We start from the raw sequence: 24,139 nt of genomic DNA on the forward strand, positions 1-24,139 counted from the left end.
AAGATGGAAAATATATATAATATTTTATGGATTGATGACGAACATGAATCCCTGGGCGGAACTAAAGCCAGAGCCCGTAGAAATGGAATAAAGCTGATAGCCTATAAGTCTCTTAATGGTGGTATGAGCGAATTGGAGAGAAATTATGCCCATTACGATGGTGTGCTTTTAGACGCCAAGTTTTTTGAAAATGAAGATGATATCAGTGGAACCGAAGATACCTATAATATTCACAGAGCTAAAGAACAGTTACTTCAGTTAAAGAAAAAGTTCGAAATATTTGTGCTTACCGGGCAGGCGGAAGCCTATGAAGACAACACGTTTAAAAAAGCATTTACAAAGGTGTATAAAAAGGGAAGTGATTCAGAAACAGACCGCCTTTTTAATGACATTAAAGAAGCAGCCTCTAAGCAGGCCGATACTCAGTTAAGACATTTGCATAAACGTGTTTTTGATGTATGTACCGATAGATATATAGGTGATATGGCAGCACAGGATCTGCTGAACTTATTATCGATAAATCAGGAATTCGATATTAATACCCAGTTTAATACGTATAGAAAAATCATTGAGGATCTGTTCCTGGCTTTTAATAAATACCAGTTGTTGCCAAACGAATTTGTGTATCCTTCAGTGGCTATTAATCCGGCCAGTAAATTTTTATGTGGTAAAGACAGCTGGGGTAACATGGTTGTTGAGAAGAATTATCAGCATGGAGTGGAAACTCATCTGCCGCCAAAAATAGCTGCAATGCTTAAGTATGTTGTTACAGTAACTCAGGAAGGTTCCCATCGTTCAGAAGTGGATACATACGTAAGTGAATTAAAAACGCCTTATTTGGCTCATAGCATACTGTTTCAGTTAATGGACATTATCGTATGGTTTAAGCTGCATGTGGATGCCGGACCAGAAACCGAAAACTGGACAAAAGTAAACGAGGATGATCAGAAATCGGAAGACGATATAAAAATAGGAATAGTAATCAATCATGATGCTAATAAGGGGTATGCCTTTTTTAAACCAGAAGATGGCACCGACAATGTGTTTATTCCCTCTAATGTCGTTTCAGAAAATAATTTGGAAGAAGGTAATACTGTAAAGGTGGAAATTGAACGGTACCATTATGCCAGGTTGAATGAGATTAGAAAAAGAGTTAAAAAAATTATTGAAAAAGCTGAGTATGCATAACCATTGCATACATAGACCTTAGTTTTGATGCATAATAATTTAAAAATGTATTGCTATGAGTAAAAATGCCGAAGTTAAATGTCCGAATTGTAAAGAAGTGTTCAAGGTCGACGATTCTGTCTATACCGATATCGTTAAGCAGGTAAGAGATCAGCAGTTTCAGGAAGAAATAAATACCCGATTAGCCGTTGCCGAAAGAGAAAAGCAGTCGGCGGTAGAACTGGCGGAATCTAAATTAAAAGGGTTCTACCAGGATTTACTGGCTAAAAAAGAGCAGGAAATAAGTGGCCTAAAACTTAAAAGCAAAGAGGAATTGGTCGATGAGGTATCTAAAAAAGATGAGCTTATTAGGCAACTGCAGTCTAAACTGGAGAAAGCCGAAACAGAAAAGGCGCTGGAAGTATCTACAGCGGTAACGCAAATCGAAAAGGAAAGAGATCAGCTGGCAAACGACTTAAAAAATAAGGATACAGAAAAGCAGTTGCTGGAAAATAGCCTGAAGCAGCAGTATTCAAATCAGTTAAATGCAAAAGATGAGTTAATCAAATTCCGCGATCAGGAAATCGAGCGTTTAAAAGATTACAAGCAAAAACTATCCACTAAAATGCTGGGCGAAACTCTGGAGCAGCATTGTGAAACAGAGTTCAATAAATTGCGAGCAACAGCATTCCCTCAGGCTTATTTTGAAAAAGACAATGATGCTTCCGGTGGCACAAAAGGGGACTATATTTTCAGAGAATTAGATCATGAAGGCAACGAAATTGTGTCCATCATGTTCGAAATGAAAAATGAAAACGACCATACCGCTACAAAAAAGAAAAATGAAGATTTCTTTGCCAAACTGGATAAGGATCGTAAAGATAAAGGCTGTGAATATGCCGTTTTAGTATCATTACTGGAGTCTGACAACGAATTCTACAATACTGGTATTGTCGATGTGTCTTATAAATATGATAAAATGTATGTCATCAGACCGCAGTTTTTCATCCCAATGATTACCTTGCTCAAAAATGCCGGGATGAAGTCATTACAGTATAAGTCAGAATTAAATGTGATGAGAAATCAAAACATCGATATCACGAATTTTGAAGAAAAAATCAACGATTTTAAAACTGGATTTGCCAGAAATTACGATTTGGCAAGCCGCCAGTTTGGAGAAGCTATAAAGGAGATTGATAAAACCATGACGCATCTTCAAAAAACAAAAGAAGCCTTATTATCGTCGGTTAATAATTTACGTTTGGCCAATAATAAAGCAGACGATTTAACCATCAAAAAACTGACGTACAATAACCCGACAATGAAAGAGAAATTTAATAATTTAAACAATAACAAAGCCTAAAATAAATTCATGATCACAGGAGAATTAAAAAGCAGTATCGATAAAATCTGGAACGATTTCTGGACCGGTGGAATCTCAAACCCCTTAACCGTAATCGAACAGTTTACATACCTTATTTTTTTAAAGCGTTTAGACGATATTCAGCTAACCAAAGAAAAGGAAGCCAATCTGCTGGGTATTCCAATGGAAAAACCAGTATACACACCAGAGCAGGCACCCTTACGCTGGAGTAACTTCAAACAAAAGGACCCGCAGACCATGTTCGATTTGTTTAAAGTGCCGCAACGCGATTTAAACGATCTTACCGTGTTCGATTTTATGAAAAATGTAGGCGAGCAGGGTGGTGTATTTGCCGAGTACATGCAGGGAGCAACCTTCATGATTGGTACACCAAAGCTTCTGGATAAGGTCGTACAGCAAATCGATAAGCTACCATTGGAAGAACGCGATACCAAAGGCGATTTATATGAGTATATGCTCTCTAAAATTGCCGAGGCAGGTACTAACGGACAATTCCGTACACCGCGCCACATCATCAATATGATGGTGGAAATGACCCAGCCAAAAAAAGACGATACCATTCACGATCCGTCCTGTGGTACGGCCGGCTTCCTAGTATCCGCTGGCGAGTACATCAATAAAAACCATTACGACTGGTTTCAGGAAGCAGACTTCCGTGAGCATTACAACACTAAAATGTTTAATGGTACCGAGTTCGATAGCACCATGCTGCGTATTGCGGCTATGAACTTACAATTGCATGGTATTGAAAACCCAAACCTGGTAGGAAAAGATTCTTTAAGTAAAGATAACGGCGGTGTTAACGAAGACTTCTCTCTAATATTAGCCAATCCGCCATTTAAGGGCAGTCTCGATTATGAAGATGTCGAAAGCAGCTTGTTAAAAATCACCAAAACCAAAAAAACAGAACTTCTGTTTTTAAGCCTGATGTTACGCATCATGAAAACGGGTGGCCGTGCAGCGGTTATTATACCCGATGGCGTATTGTTTGGTAGTAGTACAGCACACAAAGCCATTCGTAAGGAGTTGGTACAAAACCAGCAGTTGCAGGCCGTGGTAAGTATGCCGTCTGGGGTGTTCAAACCCTATGCCGGGGTAAGTACAGCCATTCTGTTCTTTACCAAAACCAACTCAGGTGGGACCGACAACGTGTGGTTTTACGACATGAAAGCCGATGGGTATAGCCTGGACGATAAGCGTAACGAAATTAAGGATAACAACATCCCCCAGATTATAGACCACTGGAAATACCTGAACAGCGACTTCTGGGGTAAAATGCATACACCAGACGGTAGCATAAAGTATGTTAAAGACATGCCGGAAAATTTAGGCTATAACGATTTTGAGGCTACAACCTGCGAGCATAATTACAACGACCGTACCTCACAAAGTTTCCTGGTACCTGTGGCAGATATTAAGGCCAACGATTGGGACTTGTCCATTAACCGCTATAAAGAAATAGTGTATGAGGAAGTCGAGTATGATGCGCCTCAGTTGATTATTAATAAAATCAAAGAACTTGATAACGAAAGATTAAGTTTAATGGCAAAATTTGAAAAATTATAATAATGCAAAAATTTACTAAGATTTCTGATTTTACCCAAGTTATAACAGGTGGTACCCCATCAACTAGAATAAAAGAGTACTGGGAAGGAGGGGAAATACCTTGGTTAAATTCAGGAGAGCTTAATCAGGATATTATAAAAAGCACAAGGAATTACATTACAGAATTGGGCTTGAATAAAAGTGCAGCAAAACTGTTACCAAAAGATTCAGTATTAATAGCGCTTACAGGAGCTACAACAGGTGTTGTTGGGTATTTGACTTTTGAAGCTAGTGCAAATCAGTCTGTTACTGGGATTTTGCCTTCAGAGAATCATTATCCTAAATATTTATATTACTATTTGAAGTCTATTAGACCCAAAGTAATGGATGATGCTTATGGTGGAGGACAACCTCATATTAGTCAAAAATATGTTAAAGATATCAAAATCCCCCTCCCAGACCTGGCAACCCAGAAACGCATCGCACAAATTTTAGACGATGCCGCGGCCTTACGCGATAAAACAAAGCAACTCCTGGAAGAGTACGATAAACTCGCGCAATCCATATTTTTAGACATGTTTGGGGATCCAGTTACCAATCCAAGAAATTTGACAAAGGTTAAATTAGGTCAATTAGGTAATTGGCAAAGTGGAGGGACACCTTCAAGGAAAAATAGTTCTTATTATCAAGGTAAAATCCCTTGGTTATCATCAGGTGAACTAGAGAGAATGTATATATCTGATAGTAGAGAGCATATTACGCAAGAAGCGGTAGCTGGTTCAGCAGCAAAAATTATAGAGAGAGGAAGTTTGCTTCTAGGAATGTATGATACAGCAGCTTTGAAGTCAACAATCAATGTTGCTCCGCTAACTTGTAATCAAGCTATTGCTTTTAGTAAATTGAATGAATCAAAGGTTAATACGGTATATGTTTATTATATAATTCAGATAGGAAAGGCTTATTATAGGAGGTTGCAGAGAGGGGTGAGACAAAAAAATCTAAATCTGTCTATGATAAAAAGCTTAGAGATTCTATATCCCCCAATCGAACTCCAAAACCAGTTTGCAGAAAAAATAGAATTAATCGAGCAGCAAAAAGAGCTGGCAAAACAGGAATTGCAGCAAACCGAAGATTTGTTCAATTGCCTCTTGCAAAAAGCCTTTAAGGGGGAGTTGTAGTGCCCGTCATGTCGAGTCTTTTAGAGCGCATGGGCTCTAAAATGTATCGAGACACCTCTTGCAAAAAGCTTTTAAAGGAGAGTTGTAACCCGCTTGTCATGCTGAACTGGTTTCAGCATCTCATTAATAATAAAAATAAAGCCTCAAAATAGACCCCAGTATTAACTATGAACATTTTCAGAATTTTATCCTCAAACGATGGTTCCATTAACGAACCCAATGTAAGTTCTTTTTTAGCCTATTTACTGGACCCTAATGAAGATCACGGTATTTCCGGCTTACTGCTTCAGGAAGTATTGAATGATCTGGTAGAAATGAACAGTGAATTTTTGCCTAAAATTCAGTACAGTAATAAAATTACAGATTTGTCTAAATATTCAGGATATTCCGTAAATATAATTCCTGAACTGACTGTTAATCTGGAGAAAAAAGGAAAAAGGAAACGTAGAGATATCGATATCATTATCGAAATAATTGAAAACAGTACGAATGAAATACTGTATTCGATATGTCTTGAGAATAAAATAACAGACGCTTCCATTAACAGGAACGATTCACAGTTGGAAGATGAGCTTAAAGGGCTGGAAAATTATTATGCCGGGAGCAATTCCAGTCCTGAAATTTATATCATTTACCTGACGCCTTTCCCTTCTGATGCATCTGGGTATTCATTTCAAAAACTGGAATACGATAAAAAATATCATTTGTACTGGGACAACCATGAAAATTCAGTGTTTAATAAACTGATTAAAATTTTCAATAAAGAACAGGATGGCTTAATAGATCCGATTAATAATCAATCATCCTACCTGATTAAATCATTCCTGTCGTTTATAAAAACAAACTTCAAAAGTTATATAGAAGAGCGAAAGGAAAAACTGGAAAAAAAGAATTACGGAAAACCGGTTATCGATCTTTTAAATGATTTTTCTAAAACACTGAATCCTGATGAAGCATATTCCATTGATTTTATTAGAAATAAGTTTTCTGAGTATGTTTTAAACATTTCGGGAATTGAACTGCATAACGCAACAAGAAATGCCCATGTTTTGTTGTCAATAGTGAATGAGAAAAACAGAGGGCATTATAATGTGAAAAGTCCGGACGACGAACGGAAAAATATTTTCCGCTATTCAGATAGCTCTAAAAAGAAAATAAAATTATTCAATCAGGAAGTAGATACCGATATAAACATTTACTACAAAGGCGACGACGGAATCGAAGTGGTAAAGCCGGTAGAAATAAATGCAGCTGGTAGCATATAAATAAATGCTTCAGTCCATTCTTGCTCAATGAAATACAATTTAACAAAAGAAGAATACATATAAGAAATAAAATATAAACCCAGAACAAACTAACTAGCCAGTATGAACGCACATTTAAATTTATTCAGGTCTTACAGTAAAAAAGAGAGAGAAGGTTTTCAGTTGGAAGACGATTTAACCAGAGCATTAGCCATCACATTACAGGAAAACGATGTGTTTTCACATAGTATACTTAAACATATTTTAACTCATAAAGCTGGAGTATACGAAAACCTGTTCGATTGTTATAACACAGATAACCCTGTTGTTATTGATATTCAAAAGAGAGTGGAAAGTATTCAGGATTTCGACCACCTCTTTGCAGTGCGTATAAGCGGCGACACTATGGGAGACGATTTCTTTACACAAACCCATAATCGCGATTATAATCCCATAACAGACCTGTTTATCCAGATAGATAATACGGCTGTTATTTTCGAAGTAAAGCCAGGAAATCATAACAGCACCGCACAGTTGTACAACCAGGCCTTAAATGCAATTAAAGGTATAGACGGGTATACCATTGAAGATAATGTAACTCCGGTCGATTTAAACTGGCCATTGTTAATGCAATTGGCAGTAAGGGTAAATAACTATCAGGAAGCCATTGCTAAGCCGTCCAGAACACTTGATAATTTCATCGCGTATATAAAAATGCACAATTACCAGTGGTTACCACAATTGGCATTGAGTGCTTTGGCCTTCGGGGAAAACGAAAAAAGCATTGTAAAGCGTTTTAAAGATGCTGTGGAAAACTCCGGTAACCAGAGTATAAGTAACCGCTTAGGATTAAAGCATAGCTTTGGTTGGGGAGAAGAGCTGTTAATAGGTTTAAATAATAACCCTCAGGAAATTGTGTTTAGAGTATTTCCGGGAAACACAAAAGCACAGGGATGGCCCGTATTTGCTCAGAATGGCGAAGCTAAATTTAAAAATGAGGTTTTCGTAAATGGTAAATTCAGACCATTAACTAAAAATTATCACATTAAATTTTCAGGGCAACGCTACATCACAGGGCTTTGGGCATCTGCATCCGATTTTAAAACACCATTACATACAAGAGAAAATTTTCTAAAGCATACAGGACGTAAAAAAAGAGAATACTGGCAGGACATTGAAAAGCTGTTGGATAGTGTTTTTGCTGAGGAATACAACTGGAAAACAAAATGCGAATGGGATAGTAAGATCATGGGCTCTAACAGGTCACAGTTCGATATATCACTGGGTTACGAAATAAGTTTCACAATTCCTTATTCAGAGTTGCAGACCCTGGATACCGATAAGAATAATTTAGAACCGTTGATGCGTCTCATTGAAGAGGTGAAAAGCGAGTTTGAATCTGTTGTTTTGGTTTCAGTTAATTAACTGGTCTTTATAATTTAAGATACCATTGTATAAAGCCAGAGGTCACTTAAAAGGGATCTTTGGCTATTTGTAAATCCTTGAATACAATATAACTATGCTTAGACATTTCCCCGAAATCGTACAGTTTTTCAAACAGGATACCTTCTCAGAAGACGATTTAACTGTGCTTAAACAGCAGTTAGCAGAAACCTATCCAGATGCTAAAGTGTATAAACAGGCTGTAACCTTAATAGAGTTGTTCCTGGTTAAGTTTGAGCTGTCAACCCCAAGAGAATTACAACGATTTAAAAATGCGAAAGGGAAATCAAAGTCTAAGCAAAATGGTCCTACACTAGCAACTCAAACCAAAGCAAAAAAGGTACAACAATCAAAGCCGCAATCTTATGGTTCTCCGAAATCTCTGAGGAATCTGAAGGGTTTGCCGGCATACAGGATTTGTAAACAATTAGAACTATCTTTTGGTTCGATAAACAGATGTTTGGCAAAAAACGAAGTTTTTAAAATAGAATCAGAAGAGGATACTTTGTCAGAAGTACAATTTGAAGCATTAAGAGAAATGTTTTTATCACGTCAAAAAGGCCTTCGAAGAATGAAAAGTCCCGGCAAACCTATACCGGGAAGATCGGCTTCTAAGCGATCAAATGACGGTGCAACTGGCGTATATGGAGAGATACAACGCCGAGGTGGTTTAGGTAAGGTAATTTATATCAGAAAACGATAATAGTTATGAGTCAGAGAGGATCTAAAAGTTCAAAATTCATTGGAGGTAAAAGCTGGAGTCCTTTAAAACCTAAAGACTCTCCCAGAAAGGGAAAATCTGGACAGAAAAAAGAAAATAAAATGGTTCGTGAGTTTGAAGCCGTTCGGTTAAAATTTAATTTAAGTAAAGAAGATCCCGACTATATTAAGTATTTGGATGAGTACCTAAGCATTTCAAATAAGGAAATGAGAAAGCGTGTACTTAATAATTTAGAAGATGTCCATGAAAAAATAGAAAATGATAAAAGAGTATTTAGTATAGAAACTTATTTTAAGTTTCAGTATCACTTAAAAGAGTAATTCCTAACCTTTATAAATAAGAAATGATGTATTTAGAACTATTACAGGAGCAATTGGCATTAACTTACCCTGAGTCAGAATTAAAGTTAAGCGACAATAAACTGGAATTGTTTGATGTGCCATACAAAGGTATACGCATAGAAAAAGCTGTGGAGTTATACGTGAATTTCGAAAATTACGATACAATAGCCTTTGAAGCTTTGGCAACTTATTTTAAACCCCGTTTAAAATTTAAAGACGCCAGGTTCTATTATCAGGAGTTCAATAAAACCATCAGTATCTATACCGATAAGAAATTTACAAAAGACAAAATAGGAGATTTTGAAATGGCTATGTGGTATGCTAAGCTAATTGATCATATAGTGAAAGAAATTAAAGAAAAAATAGAAAAGGTAATTCTAGACTAATTTTAAAGAGTCATATACTAAGTTTACCAAAAAGGATGCTGTCATACCGAATTTATTTCGGTATCTAATTAGTATCTCAGATATGCCATGTTGTGCTAAACCTGTCTTTCGTATTTGTTGTTTAAATACTGTTTGTAAATATGAATAAGTGTTTTGTTCGTCTTGGCTTTTCTTGCGTGTATGTATACTGTTTTCCTTATCTTCCTGAAATATATTCTGTCACCAGAGAGCATTCGTAGCTTTATTTTGTATTTAATCTAAAATGTTTAAATACAGTATTTTAATTTGGTAATTTCAGGTTAGTATTAATTTTAATATTTTTTGATATGATTTTCTTAAAGAACATGCTGAGCGTGCTAACGGCCTTAACATTGATTGTTAAAGGTTTAATAGCATTAGGTGAAGTTTTTAGTTAAAACTATAAACAACACGAACGGTTATATACGTTGACGACCTGGTTTTTAAACCAGTAGCGTAGAGCCCCATGTTCAAAAAAATAAAAATTCCTTTTTCTCTTTCTTGTTCTTTCTTTGATTTTCTTTTTTGTTTCAATTGGTCAATCCTTTATTGAGAAAATTAAAATCTATGTCGTAGAGTATTTTGGATATCTCATAAATTACGATAACATTGTCATGCTGAGCTTGTCGAAGCATAAGCTGTCTGTTTTATTGGAAATGAAAAGGATCAGGCAAAGACCTAAAAAACATTCCCCTGCAATTCCATTGCATACATTCTGGTTTACTTTGTAGAGTATTGTTGTATCCTCATCGAATTTTTAATAAAAAGTGAGATAATACAATGCGTTTTGCTATTTTTGAAAGTAAACCCATACAACCTAAATGACTAACTTCAGTTTTCTACAATCAGAATTTCCTAAGCTCTGTAACGAAGCAACCACAGCAGAAAAATATGTGTTCACAGAACCCCGGTTTTCAGCATTGCTATCGCGTAGTGCTATGGAGTTGGCAGTATTATGGTTGTACGAAAATGATCCGGATTTAGAGCTGCCTTACGACACAAAATTAGGCGCTTTATTGCATAACGAAAGTTTTAAAAACAATCTCAGACAATCGATGTTTAGAGAGTTGGATGTCATTAGGTTAAACGGGAACAATGCAGCCCACGGCAAAAGAGTAAATCAGTATGAAGCGTTACAGTCCATAAAAAACCTGTTCCGCTTTTTGTCGTTTGTCAGTGTGTATTATAGTGAGTCGAATCCGGAAATCCCACCTTTTACGGAAACCTGTATTCCAGATGGTCAGCAGGCAAATAAAACCATCAGTCAGTTAAAACAGCAGGCTCAGGAAATTCAGGACGAGCTGGATAAAGTACGTGACGATTTTAAAAAGCGTGAAGAGCAGTGGGAAGCCAATAGCCTGTTAAAACTTCAGGAGGATAAAAAGCAGGAAGCTGTTAAGCAGCGTAAGGCGAAACGGGAAGAAGAAATAGTTCATGAAAAGGCCATTCCAGAGCTAACCTCTGAAGCAGCAACTCGCAAATTACTTATCGATCTATTACTTAAAGAAGCCGGCTGGGATGACCTTAGAAAAGGTAGAGATCTTGAATTTGAAGTACAGGGTATGCCATTATCCACAAATCCTACAGGAAAAGGCTATGTAGATTATGTGCTTTGGGGTAAAAATGGTTTGCCTTTGGCTGTGGTAGAAGCCAAAAGAACGTTACATTCTGCAGAGAAAGGACAGCATCAGGCGTTCTTATATGCCAATTGCTTGGAGGCAAAATATGGGCAGCGCCCCATAATTTTTTATTCTAATGGTTTTGAAACCAGTATTTGGGATGATAAATTTTATCCGCCACGTCCTGTGCATGGGTTTTATACTCAGGATGAATTACAATTAATAATAGACCGCCGAAAGTCCAGAATGGATATTCGTCAGTTTGCGGTAAATAAAAATATAGCGGGGCGTCCATATCAGCTCGAAGCGGTGCAAAGGGTGTCCGAAACATTGGTAACGGATTTAAATGGCGAATTACGAGGGAGAAACCGAAATGCCTTACTCGTTATGGCCACGGGTAGTGGTAAAACAAGAACCTCGGCAGCTATTGTCGATATGTTTACCAAATGCAACTGGGCAAAACGTATTTTGTTTCTTGCCGATAGAAATGCCTTGGTAACACAGGCTAAAAATGCCTTTAAACAACACTTGCCAGATTTATCGGCAATAGATTTAACAAAGGAGTCTGAAGATAACGGCACACGTCTGGTATTTTCAACCTACCCAACCATCATGAACCGTATCGACGGACTTAAAAATGAAAATGGAAGGTTTTACGGTGTTGGGCATTTCGATGTCATTATTATTGATGAAGCACACCGTTCGGTGTATCAAAAATACCGTTCTATTTTCGAATACTTTGATGCCCTGGTCATTGGGTTAACGGCAACACCTAAAAAGGATATCGATCGCAATACATATTCTTTATTTAAAATTGAAGACGATCATCCAACATTTTCATACGAATTAAATCAGGCAGTAGCAGATAACTACTTAAAACCACCAAAGGCCATTAAAGTGCCGATTAAATTCCCAGGAGAAGGAATAACTTATGCTGAATTGTCTGATGAGGATAAAGCCAGATTCGAAGAACTGTTTGGAGATCCGACAACTGGAGAAGTACGTGTCGATAGAATTGATAAAAGCAAAATTAATCAGTGGTTATTTAACAAAGACACCGTTGATAAAGTGCTGGACTTTCTTATGACAAACGGCATAAAAGTATCCGGAGGAGATAAATTAGGTAAGACTATAATTTTTGCTAAAAATCATAAGCATGCTAAGTTTATCGAGAAACGTTTTAATAAAAACTATCCGGAGTATGGTGGTACATTTTTGTCAGTAATAGATAACTATGCAGATAAAGCACAGGATTTGTTAGAGAAATTCTGTGATGACAAAGAAGAACTTGAGCCTCAGATTGCAGTATCCGTAGATATGATGGATACAGGAGTTGATGCACCTCGTGTGGTTAATTTAGTGTTTTTTAAGGAAGTAAAATCCTATTCTAAATACTGGCAAATGATTGGTCGTGGTACACGTTTAAGACCAGATTTATTCGGGCCGGGAGAGGATAAAGAATGTTTCCTGATTTTTGACTTTTGTGAGAACTTCGAATTTTTTGGTGATAATCCGGAAGGCTACACAACCGTAACAGGAAAATCTGTTTCAGTCAAAATATTCGAAACCCGTTTAGAGTATATCATGGCGGTAAGAGATAAAGAAGATGCTACAGATGATGAAGAGCAAACCATGCTTGAATTCACAAATACCTTACATCAGCAGGTAGCCCATCTTGATGAAAGTCGTTACCAGGTACGTAAAGTATGGCGCATGGTCAAAGATTTCAAAAATCGAAACCGTTGGAATGATTTAAATAAAAGTGATGTTAAAAACTTAATAAATGAAATTGCACCGGTAATTTCTATCAAGGATGATGAAGATGAAAAGGCGAAACGCTTCGATTTATTAGTTTTAAACTTACAACTCGCAATATTACTGGGGGCAAAAGCACAGGAGTCTTATGTGCATAAAATTTATGATATAGCTAGGAACCTCAACAAAAAGCGTAACATTCCCGAGGTCGCCAGAAAGAAAGACCTTATACAAAATATACTTAAAGAAGAGTTTTGGCAAAGTATAACTCATACAAGGCTGGACGAATTGAGAGAGGATATCCGTGGTTTAGTAAAATACTTAGATAAGGAAAACCAGGAAACGGTATATACAAACTTCGAAGACGTTTTAAATCTGGATGGCGTTCAGGAAGTCGATATCATGCCGTCCTATACAGGAATGAAATCTTATAAAGAAAGGGTTGAGGCAATTATTAATAAGAACCGAAATCATCTGGTTATCAATAAGCTCTATAAAAACATACCGGTAACAATGGCTGAGGTAAAAAAGCTGGAAGAATTCCTGTTTAATGAAGGTATCGGTACCAGAGAAGAATTTGAAAAAGAATACGGTCAGGAACCATTAACCCGGTTTATAAGGAAGATAGTAGGTCTGGATATAGAAACAGCAAACACCTTATTTAGCGAGTTCATCCAGTCAGGGAATCTGAATGCGAATCAGATAACATTCATTAATAAAATTATCAGCTATTTAAATAAGAATGGTATTCTCGATAAAACCCTGCTAACAAAACCACCTTTTAATGAGCACAATGAAAAAGGCATTCTGGGAATTTTTCCAAACACCGAAAATGTCGTTAAGATCATTTCCATTATAGATCAAATCAACAACAACGTAAATGCTTCCTGAAACTCTTTTGATAAAGATGAAATAGGAAGCTATTTAATAGTGGAATATCAATAAGTAATAACTTCAAATCTCAATAAAAACCATGTAGTTTATATCTTATAGTGTTTTGCAGATTTTTACTGTCTTTTTGAGGAAAACCCTTATGATGTTTAATATAAAACCAATATATTTAAAGTCAAATTGAATTGTAATTAACTAAAATTATAGATGGGTTTTATAAATGAGTAATAGTGAAAAATATTCAGAAATTATAGTTGAGAGTTATATCCCAGATAAACTTTCAGGTCTTCACGGAAAAATACACATAAAACCTATTGCAGGTCAAGAACCGTTTACGGAAGATATGCATGTGTCTTGTTCAAAAGTTTTAAGTCAGAGGTACCCGGTAGGAACAAAATTCAAAATTAAAGCAAAACTCACCAGTAAAGAAGGAGGAAAACCTTATCTGTTTAGTCATAGAACCTGGGCGTATGAAGTCCTAATCTAACGCAAAAAAGCCAAATAAACCTAACCACCATTATGAAAATAAAAAGTGCAAAATCATTTAGAAATTGGTATAAAAATTTAACACCAGCAAGAAGAAATGCAAATCAATATTGGGATGAAAATTTTATAGGAGCACAACACAATGAACTATCAGGTTTTTTCACCATGTATCATGGAGATAAAACTAAGGTCTACGATTTTTTAAGAAAGGAAGTGGAGATGGCTGAAGATGGTCAGGCTATCTATGAATTTGTTCAAAACGCAGCCGATAGTAATTCAACCCTTTTTAATATGTTTTATGATGAAAACTATTTAGCGGTTATCAATAATGGTGATGTTTTTTCAAAAGAGGGTATTAAATCAATTTTAAATATTGGTCAAAGTTACGGTAAGGAGGATCCTGATAAGATTGGTAGATATGGTATAGGTTTTAAATTGGTGCATCGACTTGTTGGTAAATCTTCTGGCTTAGATGAATTACTGAATAAGGATAATGAAGGATATAGAGGGCCTCTATTATTTTCTTGGTCTGAAAGACAGCAATTTGAAAACTTCTTATCAACTAAGGAATTCGACTATGTTAATTTTGAGGATACCTCGGCCCCTTGGTTACTTAAAATATTAATAACCAATTTTCCGGCGCAGCCTGAAGAAAATGTCAAAGACATTTCATATCAGGATATAGAGCCATTTTCAATAGACGAGCTTCAGGATTTTCAAGCGTTTTTGCTATCATGTTATGATAAAATTGATGTAGATAATCTGGATAGTGGTACAATCTTTTTTTTAAAATTGGGGGAAGGAAAATTTGATTATCTCGAAAGGCAAAAGCAGGAATATTTAAATGGATTGTCCACTTCAATGCATTTTCTTAAATCTCTAAAAACCTTAACGGTAAATGATACAATGATCAGTAAAGATCAAAATGCAGCAAAGTGGATTGATGTAGTAATTCCAAATGGGTCGGAAGAATTTAAAAGCATTGGTTTAACAGAAGTTCGTGATCAAGATTCCGATGCGAAATTTAAAATTTGTTATGGTCATAATACCATCACAGCAAGCGAAATAAAAAAACATCCTAATATTTATAAATATTTTCCAGCGGTAAAAGAGGTTAATAATTTATCATTTGTTATTCACAGTAATTTATTTGAATTATCGAGTAATCGCCAAAATCTAACTGAAACACCGGTCAATAAAAACCTGCTAACGTTACTGTCAAAAGAATTAGAAACTAAGATGGATGTTTTTAAAGTGAACAACAGAGAAAGTTTTAAAAATCTTTTTCTTAGTATTTTAATGTCCGATACACCATCTGGTAGCTCTGGAAATGGTTGGCAAAACGAGTACTTTTATAAAAACTTACTGGCGTATATTAAACAAAATATTCCAACAAAAAACGGGTATTGCAAAAACCCGGATTATGTTATAATCAACAAACTAAATATTGTGTTGAATTTAGCAGATTTTGGCTTAAGTCATTTTGAATGGTTTGAATGGGAAAACCAGGAAGACCAGATGTTAATTAATGAAGCGTTAAATTCAGAAAAACTGGGACTCAAGAGTTGGGATATTAGAGATATTATTGAGCAGGCAAATTTAGAGTCTGTAAACAATTGGATAAAATCTGCTGCTCCAGAAACATATAAAGCTTTTTTAAAAGAGCTGGAGGCTAGTCAGATACGGCGGTTAACAGGAGAGAAACTTTCTCAAATTAAACTCTTTAAGTTTTCAAACGGAGAATTTTTTGCGTTCAATGATGTAGTAACTCAAAGGAGTAATTTAGGTAAAACCTCGTTTAAGTTCACAAATTACTTTTTCAGCAACAGGAAAACGGCTGAAATTAAAAATGAGCTTATTAAAATCGAAATGGTAGTTTCTGAGATATGCATTGAAGAATATCCAAACATATTCTCTTCAATGACACAACCTGAAGATAAAATGTATTATGTAAGTATTGCTGAAAAATGCAAATCAAATACACTTTCTTCAAGCGAAAAGGAAAGGTTATTTAAAAACCTGATAAACGAAAAAACAAAGTTTGATAATGTAGGTAACGAATCGTTTAAAGAGCTGTGTTTGTTTTTTGATGCGAATAATGAAATACAACCCTTATCCAAACTTATTGATCAACATGCTACTGTTCCATTATGGTTAAATGATTTTAAAATCAAAAAGGAGGAGTATTTTTCAGAATTACAACCATTTTTAATTTCTGAACCTGAAGATTTATTTAATGAAATATACCAGCCAAATAAGGACGATATAGTGTCAAGATTAACAGAAGCTTCTGAAATTAAAACACTAATCAAGCTATATAAGGATAATCAAGAGGAATTCTTTAAGGAATTTATCATTGTCGCAACTGAAAATGGGTTTTCTTTAAAAGAAAAAACGAGTGAAACCTATCAGGTACAGTCTCCCGATAAAGAAGTTAGGGAGTTTATAGAAAAGAATTGTTTAAGTAATTTATTTGTATTACCTCAGGAATTTGTGGCTCATCGAGATGATGAGGGCATAGCTAAATTAGATGTTTTACATACCCTGATTTTAGAGTTTGTTGATGTAGATGAATACAAAGAAGATCTGGTTAAAATTTTAAAGTATACAGCAAAATTTAAGTTTTTACAAAGCCTTTCAGAGATTAAATTTAATTCAAACAAGTTATATACAATTGAAGATTATGAGTATGAGATTTTGAATTTAGCATGTAAAGAATATAATGATAGCAATAGCCAGAATTTTAGAGATCGTGTTATTATAGAAAATGGAGATATAACCTTAAAATTATCAGATATCCCTCCGTTTACTGATGACATAAGTATTAATGGGAAAACGTTAAAATTATCAGATATACTTCCGGATATTTATAAAAACAGTAGCATACTTAAAGGACTTTTAGATAAATTCCTGGATTTAGGCCTTCCAGAAGATAAATTGTTAGCATTATTTGGTATCGATGAAGAAACAAACTATCAAGATATTTTTCAACTCTTAACAAATAATTACGAGGTGTTACAGGATGAGCATCAGTTAGCATTTGTATTATTATATGGTTTATACATTGAAGACATTGATTTTAGCCTTATAAATGTTTTAAACACAAATGAAGAGGTAACAACACTTGAATGCGATAAGTATTTGGTAGCAAATAGTTTTATAGATCAAGAAGAAATATTGCATTCTAAATATTCATCAGTTACAAAATATTTTAACGACTTCCCGATCAAGATAGGTTATGCCAGTAATTTGTTAATTATGGAGGAGCCTTATTTTGAAAAAGGCAATTTTAGGTGTTCTTATTTATTAGAAGAATTGAATGAAGAACAAAAATTATGTCTGGTAAAATACTTATTTAAAACCTGGAATGAGGATAAGGAATCATTTAAAGAAGTAGATTGGTCTAAAATAAATAACAAGAGCACAGAAAAGGTTTTAGGGTTTATGCCAAAGCATGCGGTGTATCCTAATAAATATGCTAGGAAAGAAGAACAACTACCCGCATTTATAACAGATTGGATAGCAGGAGATAAACATGAAATAAGCTTTATTCAAGATTTTGGCGTTTGGACAGAAAAGTCCGTATTAGTCGATTTGCGTAAATTTTTAATGGGAGAAACCAGGGAGTTTAAAAATAGTCGCATTCCCCAAGAAACGCGTTTTAACGATGATGAACAGGTTTTATTTGACACCTTTGAATGGTTAAAAGAAAAGGGAATTGAACTATCAACAGAAGAACAGTTTGAAACGTTTAATAAAATGATCACCACAATCAACGAAAATAGAACAAACTATGGGGATTTAGTGATTGAAGATAACGTTGATAAGAAATTTGATATTGATCGTTTAAAGGAAAACTCATCAGAATGGAAGGTAATTAACGATTTTTCAATTTGTTTGTACAATGGTCAAATGCCGGTTACTGTTAGGCTGGATGAAATTGATGACTATGTTTTTTATCGTTATGATGATGAAGATTATGCAGTCGATAATAATAGTATCTATATAAATGAAAATGCAGATAAAAAGGATGTCCTTCAATTGGTTGCATCTGTTAAAGAAAATAAATTTTCATTCGAAGAGTTATGGCAGTTGTTTGGTAATCATAGTGGTGAAGCAGAAGAATTAAAAAAAGAAATCGACACATTAAAAGACGTTATTAAGCATGGTTCTGGAGCAATGCTAGGGTCTGCTGTAGATGGTAGCTTAAGTAAAAATGACCAAATAGAAGCAAATAATGAGGCAAAAGAAATAGTAAAGGAAAGACTGGAGCAAGAAGGCTATAAATTTACCATGGGGCTTAATGGCTATTCAACGGTCGATGGGGTTTTTAAAAATGGAAATGAATTTCCTTTAGTTGTAAAAAGCTACGCATGGAATAAAGAACCTTTTAAAGTTGGCGCTAATGAATGGATTCAGTTAATGAAACCAAATTCAATGTTTTGGGTGCATTTTGGAGGTAGAAAATTAGGATGTATTAAGCTGAATGAATTACTTCGTAAGCAGGATAAGATGACCATAAGTTTTAGTACGGAGAATCTCGATTTTGAAAATAGATTAGAAAATTTTGCAGAACTACTGCATTATTTCAGCGGTGTACATTTTAATTTCGATAGTCTGGTAGCTGAAAACTATAGCGTAGCGGAAGACCTGGAAGATTATAGTTTTAGTAGTCGTAAAGTAGAAGACGATTTAAGCAGTGATGATGAAAGCCTGTTATAATTATGATATATTCTAGACAAGAACATAAACAATTTCTCGAAGAAGAGCTTCAGGCACAAACAAAAAAATTTAAACAAAAATTAGAAGCATCAGCGAAGTATCTTTTAGAAGAAAAAGAAGAGCTATTTGTTGCGCAATTTGTAAAGTTTGAGAATGGTGAAATGATTCTTAAATTTTCAACTAAAAGAGGTTTACCAAGAAAAGGAGAATACCTTTATGGTTTTACAGTGCCTAAAGAGTATAGAGACTATAGAAATTGGGGGAGTTTAACTTATGGTGACCTAATCAAATTAAAGGGTAATTTTTCAGAGCTGATCTGTATTTGGCAAGCTCCCGTAAATGACAATAAAGATTTTTGCTTAGCTGGTTTTCGTGGTGTAGAATTAGATTTTGCAAATAACCTTATAGGTGCAAGTGGTATGATAATGGTCTTAGGTCCTAATAAACCTCCATTTGAATACATTGTTAATCTTCAAAAAATCGTACAATATGAAAACTCAGAAGCCGCTTGTCAAATTTTAGATGCCGATTTTCAGAATAGAGAGACCCTTCCTGCATTAGTCGATAATAAGTCTAATTTATCAGACTTTATAATAAATCAGTTATCCCTAAGCAATATCTTAATTTTACAAGGTCCACCTGGAACAGGTAAAACGTATCAAATTGCCGAAATATGTAAAACATTGTGTTTGCAAAATAAGTCGGTATTAGTAACAGCTTTAACTAATAGAGCTTTGATAGAAGTTGCAGAAAAACCGGCTTTAAGTCAATTATTAAATGAAAATCGTATTTATAAAACGAAACTTTCAACCGACGAAGTGAGGGAGTTACCCCATCTGCAGCAAATTAAAGAGCTGAGTCCACAACCAGGAAATTTAATTTTATCAACATTTTATATAACAAGTAGTGAAGCGTCAAGCCACGTGTTAAGTACACAGTTTGATTATGTTATTGTAGATGAGGCAAGTCAAGCACTTTTAGCAATGTTTGCAGCAGCTAGGATTCTTGGTAAAAATAATTTATGGATTGGAGATACAAAACAATTGGCGCCGGTAGTATCGTTAAATGCCGATAAAATACAGAGAAAAACTTATGGCGCATTGGTCGATGGTTTACGAATGTTATCAAATAATGACGCTATTCCAAATTATCAATTTACAGAAACCTATAGATTGCCTTTAAGAGCAGCAAATTACACTGGACTATTTTATAACAATAGTTTAATATCACGTTCAGAAAATAAACCACAAGCTTTAACTGAAGCATTACCAGACCCTATAAGAAAGTATTTTAATCGTGAAGGAGGGCCAACCTTAATTAAAACCGATTTAGAAAAAGGGAATAGGAAGGGACCTAAAGCGGCTGTAAAAATTACAGTAGAATTAGTCGCCTCCTTATTAAAATCAAATCTTAAACTCCATATTTCTGTTTTAACTTATTTTGTAGATACCACAAAGGCTTTGCAAAAGGCATTGTATCAAACGGTGGGGTATCATAAAAATCTGTTGATAGAAACGGTTTCCAGGGTTCAGGGTTTAACTACAGACATTACAATTTTTGTAATTCCAAATTCAGGATATAATAGGTCTTTAGAAAAAAGATTATTTAATGTAGCGACGAGCCGTTCTAAAAATCATACTTTGATTATTGCAGATAAGAACATAAGTAATTTCGGTTCAACGCTAGATGAAAGAGTTAAATTATTTCTTCAAAAATTATCTGATGAATTTACATTTTATGTACCATCCCAATCTAATTTATTAGAAGGAGTAAGAGATAAAACAGAAGAAATAACAAACAAAAATCTTAAAGAAGGTGATAAAAACTCAAACCAGGAATTACCTAATAAGTCCAGTGGGGTTGGTGTAAAAGTTATTGGTAAGATAGATTTGTCTCAATTTGAAAAACCAAAAAAGGAAATAAGGAAAGACAAAGAAAACTTATATATTATAGATACCAATGTATTCGTAGATTGCCCGGAGGTTATTTCTAAAATAAATAAAAGCCATCCGGTCATTTTATCAGCTAAAGTTTTGGATGAATTAGATAAATTAAAATCCACTCTGGATAATATTGGAAAAACAAAGGTGCAGAAAGCTCTGAAGTTCATTAATCAGGAAATTGATAAAAGAGACCTGAGGATGGAAATAGCAGATGTGTCATTGCTGCCTGTTGATTTTAATAAGCGTTCACCCGATAATTTAATTTTATCAGTGGCATTAAAATTTAGTTCGGAAAATCCGATTTTATTAACTTCAGACAATGGTTTGCAGATTAAGGCTAAAGGACTTAAAATTACAACTATTACGCTTAAGGAATTTCTTGATCAGCTGGTAAGGAGATAATAAGCATTTAAACGGAAGGTATATACCTTTGTGTTAGAATTAAGTTATCTTGTAAACCATGGGAAGTATCTAAATTTTAGTGCAATATGGCAGATGTACATGATAAGGAAACTCGTAGTTACAATATGAGTCAGATTAAGGGCAGGGATACTAAGCCTGAAATCCTTGTCAGGAAGTTTCTTTTTTCAAAAGGATTTCTATATCGTCTGCATTCTAAAAATCTTCTAGGTAAACCGGATATCGTATTGCCAAAGTATAAAACGGTAATTTTTATAAATGGATGTTTCTGGCATGGCCACAAGGGATGTAAATATGCTGTCATTCCTAAAACGAGAACAGAGTGGTGGCGGTCTAAAATTGAAGCAACGATCCAGAGGGATATTGAAAACACTAGAACTCTTGAAAGTGAAGGTTGGCAGGTTATTGTAATCTGGGAATGTGAATTGAAAGCCGGGAATAAGGAGGTTGCCTTCGAGACGCTTTTAGCACGGTTAACCCCAGGTAGCTAAATTTATCCCTCTTATATTCAAAATTAATTTCACGAATATTCCTAACATTTTTCTGAGTAAAAATGTTAATATCTTGTTCATTATATTGCACGTTAAGTCCCCTTTATTTTTATTTTTGTTTAAATGCTTAATAGGTGAATTATGACTCTTGTCGAAAATTATTTTGAAGATAAAACTTTGGAGAATCATCTTCAGACATGTCGGATAAAAATGGGGAAATCCATTCGGGAAATGAGAGAAAAGAAAGGTTATAACCAGGAGCAGTTATCAAAAATTATGCAGGTGAGTAGAACAACGATATCTAAAATAGAAAGTGGTAAGTTTAATTGCAGTATGGATTATTTAGCCAAGTTTTCATGGTTTCTTCAATTTGAAATTAGCTTTAAAAACCTGAGTAATGAGTAAATATACGTTTATAGATTTATTTGCAGGCTGTGGTGGTTTGAGCGAAGGTTTTTTGCAGTCAGGCCATTTTGAGGCACTGGCCCATGTGGAATGGGAATTACCTATGGTAAAAACCCTTAGAAAAAGACTTGTGGACAGATGGGAGCATAGCGAAGATGATGCTGAAAAGCGAGTGATACATTTTGATATTCAGAAAACGGATGAGCTTATAAATGGAGACTGGTTAAGTGAATCTGTAAACACCTTTGGTTCCACAAATCATGAGCAGATCATCGAATCTGGCCTTAGAGGTCTTATTAAGGATCAGAAAGTAGATCTTGTAATTGGAGGACCGCCTTGTCAGGCGTATTCTCTGGCAGGTAGAGCCCAGGATAAAAATTCAATGAAAGATGATTATCGTAATTATCTGTTTGAAAGTTTTGTAAAGGTGGTGGAAGAATTTCAACCGGCTATGTTTGTTTTTGAGAACGTGCAGGGGTTATTGAGCGCCTGTCCTGGTGGAGAAAAAGTAACCGGGAGAATTTATAAAGCCTTCAGTGAAATAGGTTACGAAATTAAAAAACCTGAAAAATTAAAAGAAGCCTTGTACACGGCAACAGATTTTGAAGTTCCTCAGAAAAGAAACAGAATTATAATCGTTGGTGTAAAAAAACAATCAGAGTTTGATTTAAAAGAAGTTTATAAGAGTATCGATAAACTAAAAAGAACCGATAATCATAAAACGGTTAAAGATGCTATTGCCCATTTACCATCTTTAAGGCCTTTGAATAAAAGCGTTAAGGAAAATGGCAGAAACATATCGCATAAACAATCTGGGGGGGAGAAGGTGAAATTTCATGAATCCAGATACCATAACGAAAGAGATGTAAATATTTTTGGTCGATGGTTAAAGGATAATATGAATTCAAGATCAATGCAGGAAAGAATAAACTTTTATAATGTATTGATGAATAAGAACTCTAACCATGCCAAGTATAGAAACCTGGAATGGGATAAGCCATCCCCGACAATTGTGGCACATTTGTACAAAGACGGGTTAATGTTTATTCACCCGGATGTAAAACAGGCAAGATCAATAACAATCAAGGAAGCGGCTTTATTACAGTCTTTTCCTGATGATTACGATTTTTGTGGTACAAATGGTGATTGTTTTAAAATGATAGGAAATGCGGTGCCTCCTTTAATGGCCAGAAAAATTGCCGAAGCAATTATTAATTATATTGAATTCAATAAAACAGCTGAATATGAAGATACTTGTAGCGTGTGAAGAAAGTCAGGCTATTACAAAAGAGTTACGAAAATTAGGTCATGATGCATATAGTTGCGATATTTTAAAATGTAGTGGAGGGCATCCGGAATGGCATTTCAATATGGATGTTTTCAAAGTTATTGAAAATAAAGGAGGTATTCTTCAGAATGGTGAAGTAGTGCAGTTGGAACAAAATTGGGAGATGATGATTGCGCATCCGCCCTGTACATATCTGGCAGTAAGTGGGGCCAGATGGTATTATCACCCGGAGGATAAAGATATGCCGGTTGAAAAACGAAGACCGCATCCAAGATTTCCAGACAGAGCAAAGGACAGGGAAGAGGCTGTTGAGTTTTTTATAAAACTATATGAGGCGCCAATCGATAAAATTGCAATTGAAAACCCCGTAGGTATTATTAGTACAAGATACCGTAAACCTGATCAGACCGTGCATCCCTGGATGTTTGGTGACGAAGCTTCAAAATCAACATGTTTATGGCTTAAAAACTTACCGCTTTTGGAAGCTACCGATATCGTCGGTAAAGGTGAGAGAGTAACATTGAAAAGTGGTAAAAGCCTGCCTAAATGGTATTCAGATGCTTTAACTAAAGCTAAAACTCCGGCAGAAAGAAGAACCTTAAGAAGTAAAACGTTTGAAGGTATGGCAAGAGCAATGGCAGAACAATGGACCTCCTGTGTGGAAGCGGAAGTTTAATGCTTTTAATAATACA

At 35.1% G+C, this 24,139-nt stretch carries 17 protein-coding genes; all 17 read left to right on the plus strand.

What is annotated here, in order from left to right:
- Window positions 1-3 precede the first annotated feature (3 nt).
- The 17 genes from ICJ85_RS10400 (at window position 4) to ICJ85_RS10480 (ending at window position 24,123) form a co-directional block, all read left to right on the plus strand.
- Complete coding sequence (locus ICJ85_RS10400) at window positions 4-1,188, plus strand: S1 domain-containing protein (RefSeq protein WP_188223726.1); 1,185 nt, start codon at window positions 4-6, stop codon at window positions 1,186-1,188.
- A 55-nt stretch (window positions 1,189-1,243) separates the two neighbouring features.
- On the plus strand, window positions 1,244-2,530 hold the full coding sequence (locus ICJ85_RS10405; RefSeq protein ID WP_188223727.1) for a DUF2130 domain-containing protein: 1,287 nt from the start codon (window positions 1,244-1,246) through the stop codon (window positions 2,528-2,530).
- 9 nt (window positions 2,531-2,539) lie between these two features.
- On the plus strand, window positions 2,540-4,117 hold the full coding sequence (locus tag ICJ85_RS10410) for a type I restriction-modification system subunit M (RefSeq protein WP_188223728.1): 1,578 nt from the start codon (window positions 2,540-2,542) through the stop codon (window positions 4,115-4,117).
- A gap of 2 nt (window positions 4,118-4,119) precedes the next feature.
- A complete protein-coding gene (locus ICJ85_RS10415; RefSeq protein ID WP_188223729.1) occupies window positions 4,120-5,274 on the plus strand; it encodes a restriction endonuclease subunit S in 1,155 nt (384 codons plus the stop codon).
- Between the two features lie 167 nt (window positions 5,275-5,441).
- Window positions 5,442-6,539: a PD-(D/E)XK nuclease family protein gene (locus ICJ85_RS10420; protein ID WP_188223730.1), complete on the plus strand. Its 1,098-nt coding sequence runs from the start codon at window positions 5,442-5,444 to the stop codon at window positions 6,537-6,539.
- Window positions 6,540-6,641: 102 nt separating this feature from the next.
- Window positions 6,642-7,943, plus strand: a complete 1,302-nt coding sequence (locus ICJ85_RS10425; RefSeq protein ID WP_188223731.1) for a hypothetical protein — start codon at window positions 6,642-6,644, stop codon at window positions 7,941-7,943.
- Window positions 7,944-8,037: 94 nt separating this feature from the next.
- Window positions 8,038-8,664 (plus strand): hypothetical protein, encoded by a 627-nt coding sequence (locus ICJ85_RS10430; protein WP_188223732.1) that lies wholly within the window; start codon window positions 8,038-8,040, stop codon window positions 8,662-8,664.
- Between the two features lie 5 nt (window positions 8,665-8,669).
- Complete coding sequence (locus ICJ85_RS10435; protein ID WP_188223733.1) at window positions 8,670-9,002, plus strand: hypothetical protein; 333 nt, start codon at window positions 8,670-8,672, stop codon at window positions 9,000-9,002.
- 23 nt (window positions 9,003-9,025) lie between these two features.
- Window positions 9,026-9,409: a hypothetical protein gene (locus ICJ85_RS10440; protein ID WP_188223734.1), complete on the plus strand. Its 384-nt coding sequence runs from the start codon at window positions 9,026-9,028 to the stop codon at window positions 9,407-9,409.
- Between the two features lie 839 nt (window positions 9,410-10,248).
- Window positions 10,249-13,692, plus strand: a complete 3,444-nt coding sequence (locus tag ICJ85_RS10445) for a DEAD/DEAH box helicase family protein (RefSeq protein ID WP_188223735.1) — start codon at window positions 10,249-10,251, stop codon at window positions 13,690-13,692.
- 220 nt (window positions 13,693-13,912) lie between these two features.
- Window positions 13,913-14,179 (plus strand): hypothetical protein, encoded by a 267-nt coding sequence (locus ICJ85_RS10450; protein ID WP_188223736.1) that lies wholly within the window; start codon window positions 13,913-13,915, stop codon window positions 14,177-14,179.
- A 32-nt stretch (window positions 14,180-14,211) separates the two neighbouring features.
- On the plus strand, window positions 14,212-18,900 hold the full coding sequence (locus ICJ85_RS10455; protein ID WP_188223737.1) for a sacsin N-terminal ATP-binding-like domain-containing protein: 4,689 nt from the start codon (window positions 14,212-14,214) through the stop codon (window positions 18,898-18,900).
- 2 nt (window positions 18,901-18,902) lie between these two features.
- The gene (locus ICJ85_RS10460; protein ID WP_188223738.1) at window positions 18,903-21,245 is read left to right on the plus strand and encodes a PIN domain-containing protein; all 2,343 of its coding nucleotides are present in this window, start codon (window positions 18,903-18,905) and stop codon (window positions 21,243-21,245) included.
- A gap of 86 nt (window positions 21,246-21,331) precedes the next feature.
- On the plus strand, window positions 21,332-21,754 hold the full coding sequence (locus ICJ85_RS10465; RefSeq protein ID WP_188223739.1) for a very short patch repair endonuclease: 423 nt from the start codon (window positions 21,332-21,334) through the stop codon (window positions 21,752-21,754).
- Between the two features lie 210 nt (window positions 21,755-21,964).
- The gene (locus ICJ85_RS10470) at window positions 21,965-22,159 is read left to right on the plus strand and encodes a helix-turn-helix transcriptional regulator (protein WP_188223740.1); all 195 of its coding nucleotides are present in this window, start codon (window positions 21,965-21,967) and stop codon (window positions 22,157-22,159) included.
- Window positions 22,152-23,426, plus strand: a complete 1,275-nt coding sequence (locus ICJ85_RS10475; protein ID WP_188223741.1) for a DNA cytosine methyltransferase — start codon at window positions 22,152-22,154, stop codon at window positions 23,424-23,426. The genes ICJ85_RS10470 and ICJ85_RS10475 overlap by 8 nt, the downstream gene beginning before the upstream one ends.
- On the plus strand, window positions 23,404-24,123 hold the full coding sequence (locus ICJ85_RS10480; RefSeq protein WP_194420843.1) for a hypothetical protein: 720 nt from the start codon (window positions 23,404-23,406) through the stop codon (window positions 24,121-24,123). Before ICJ85_RS10475 ends, ICJ85_RS10480 begins: the two co-directional genes overlap by 23 nt.
- Window positions 24,124-24,139 lie beyond the last annotated feature (16 nt).

Origin of the sequence: Aestuariibaculum marinum (assembly GCF_014596975.1) — a bacterium.
Lineage (GTDB): Bacteria > Bacteroidota > Bacteroidia > Flavobacteriales > Flavobacteriaceae > Aestuariibaculum > Aestuariibaculum marinum.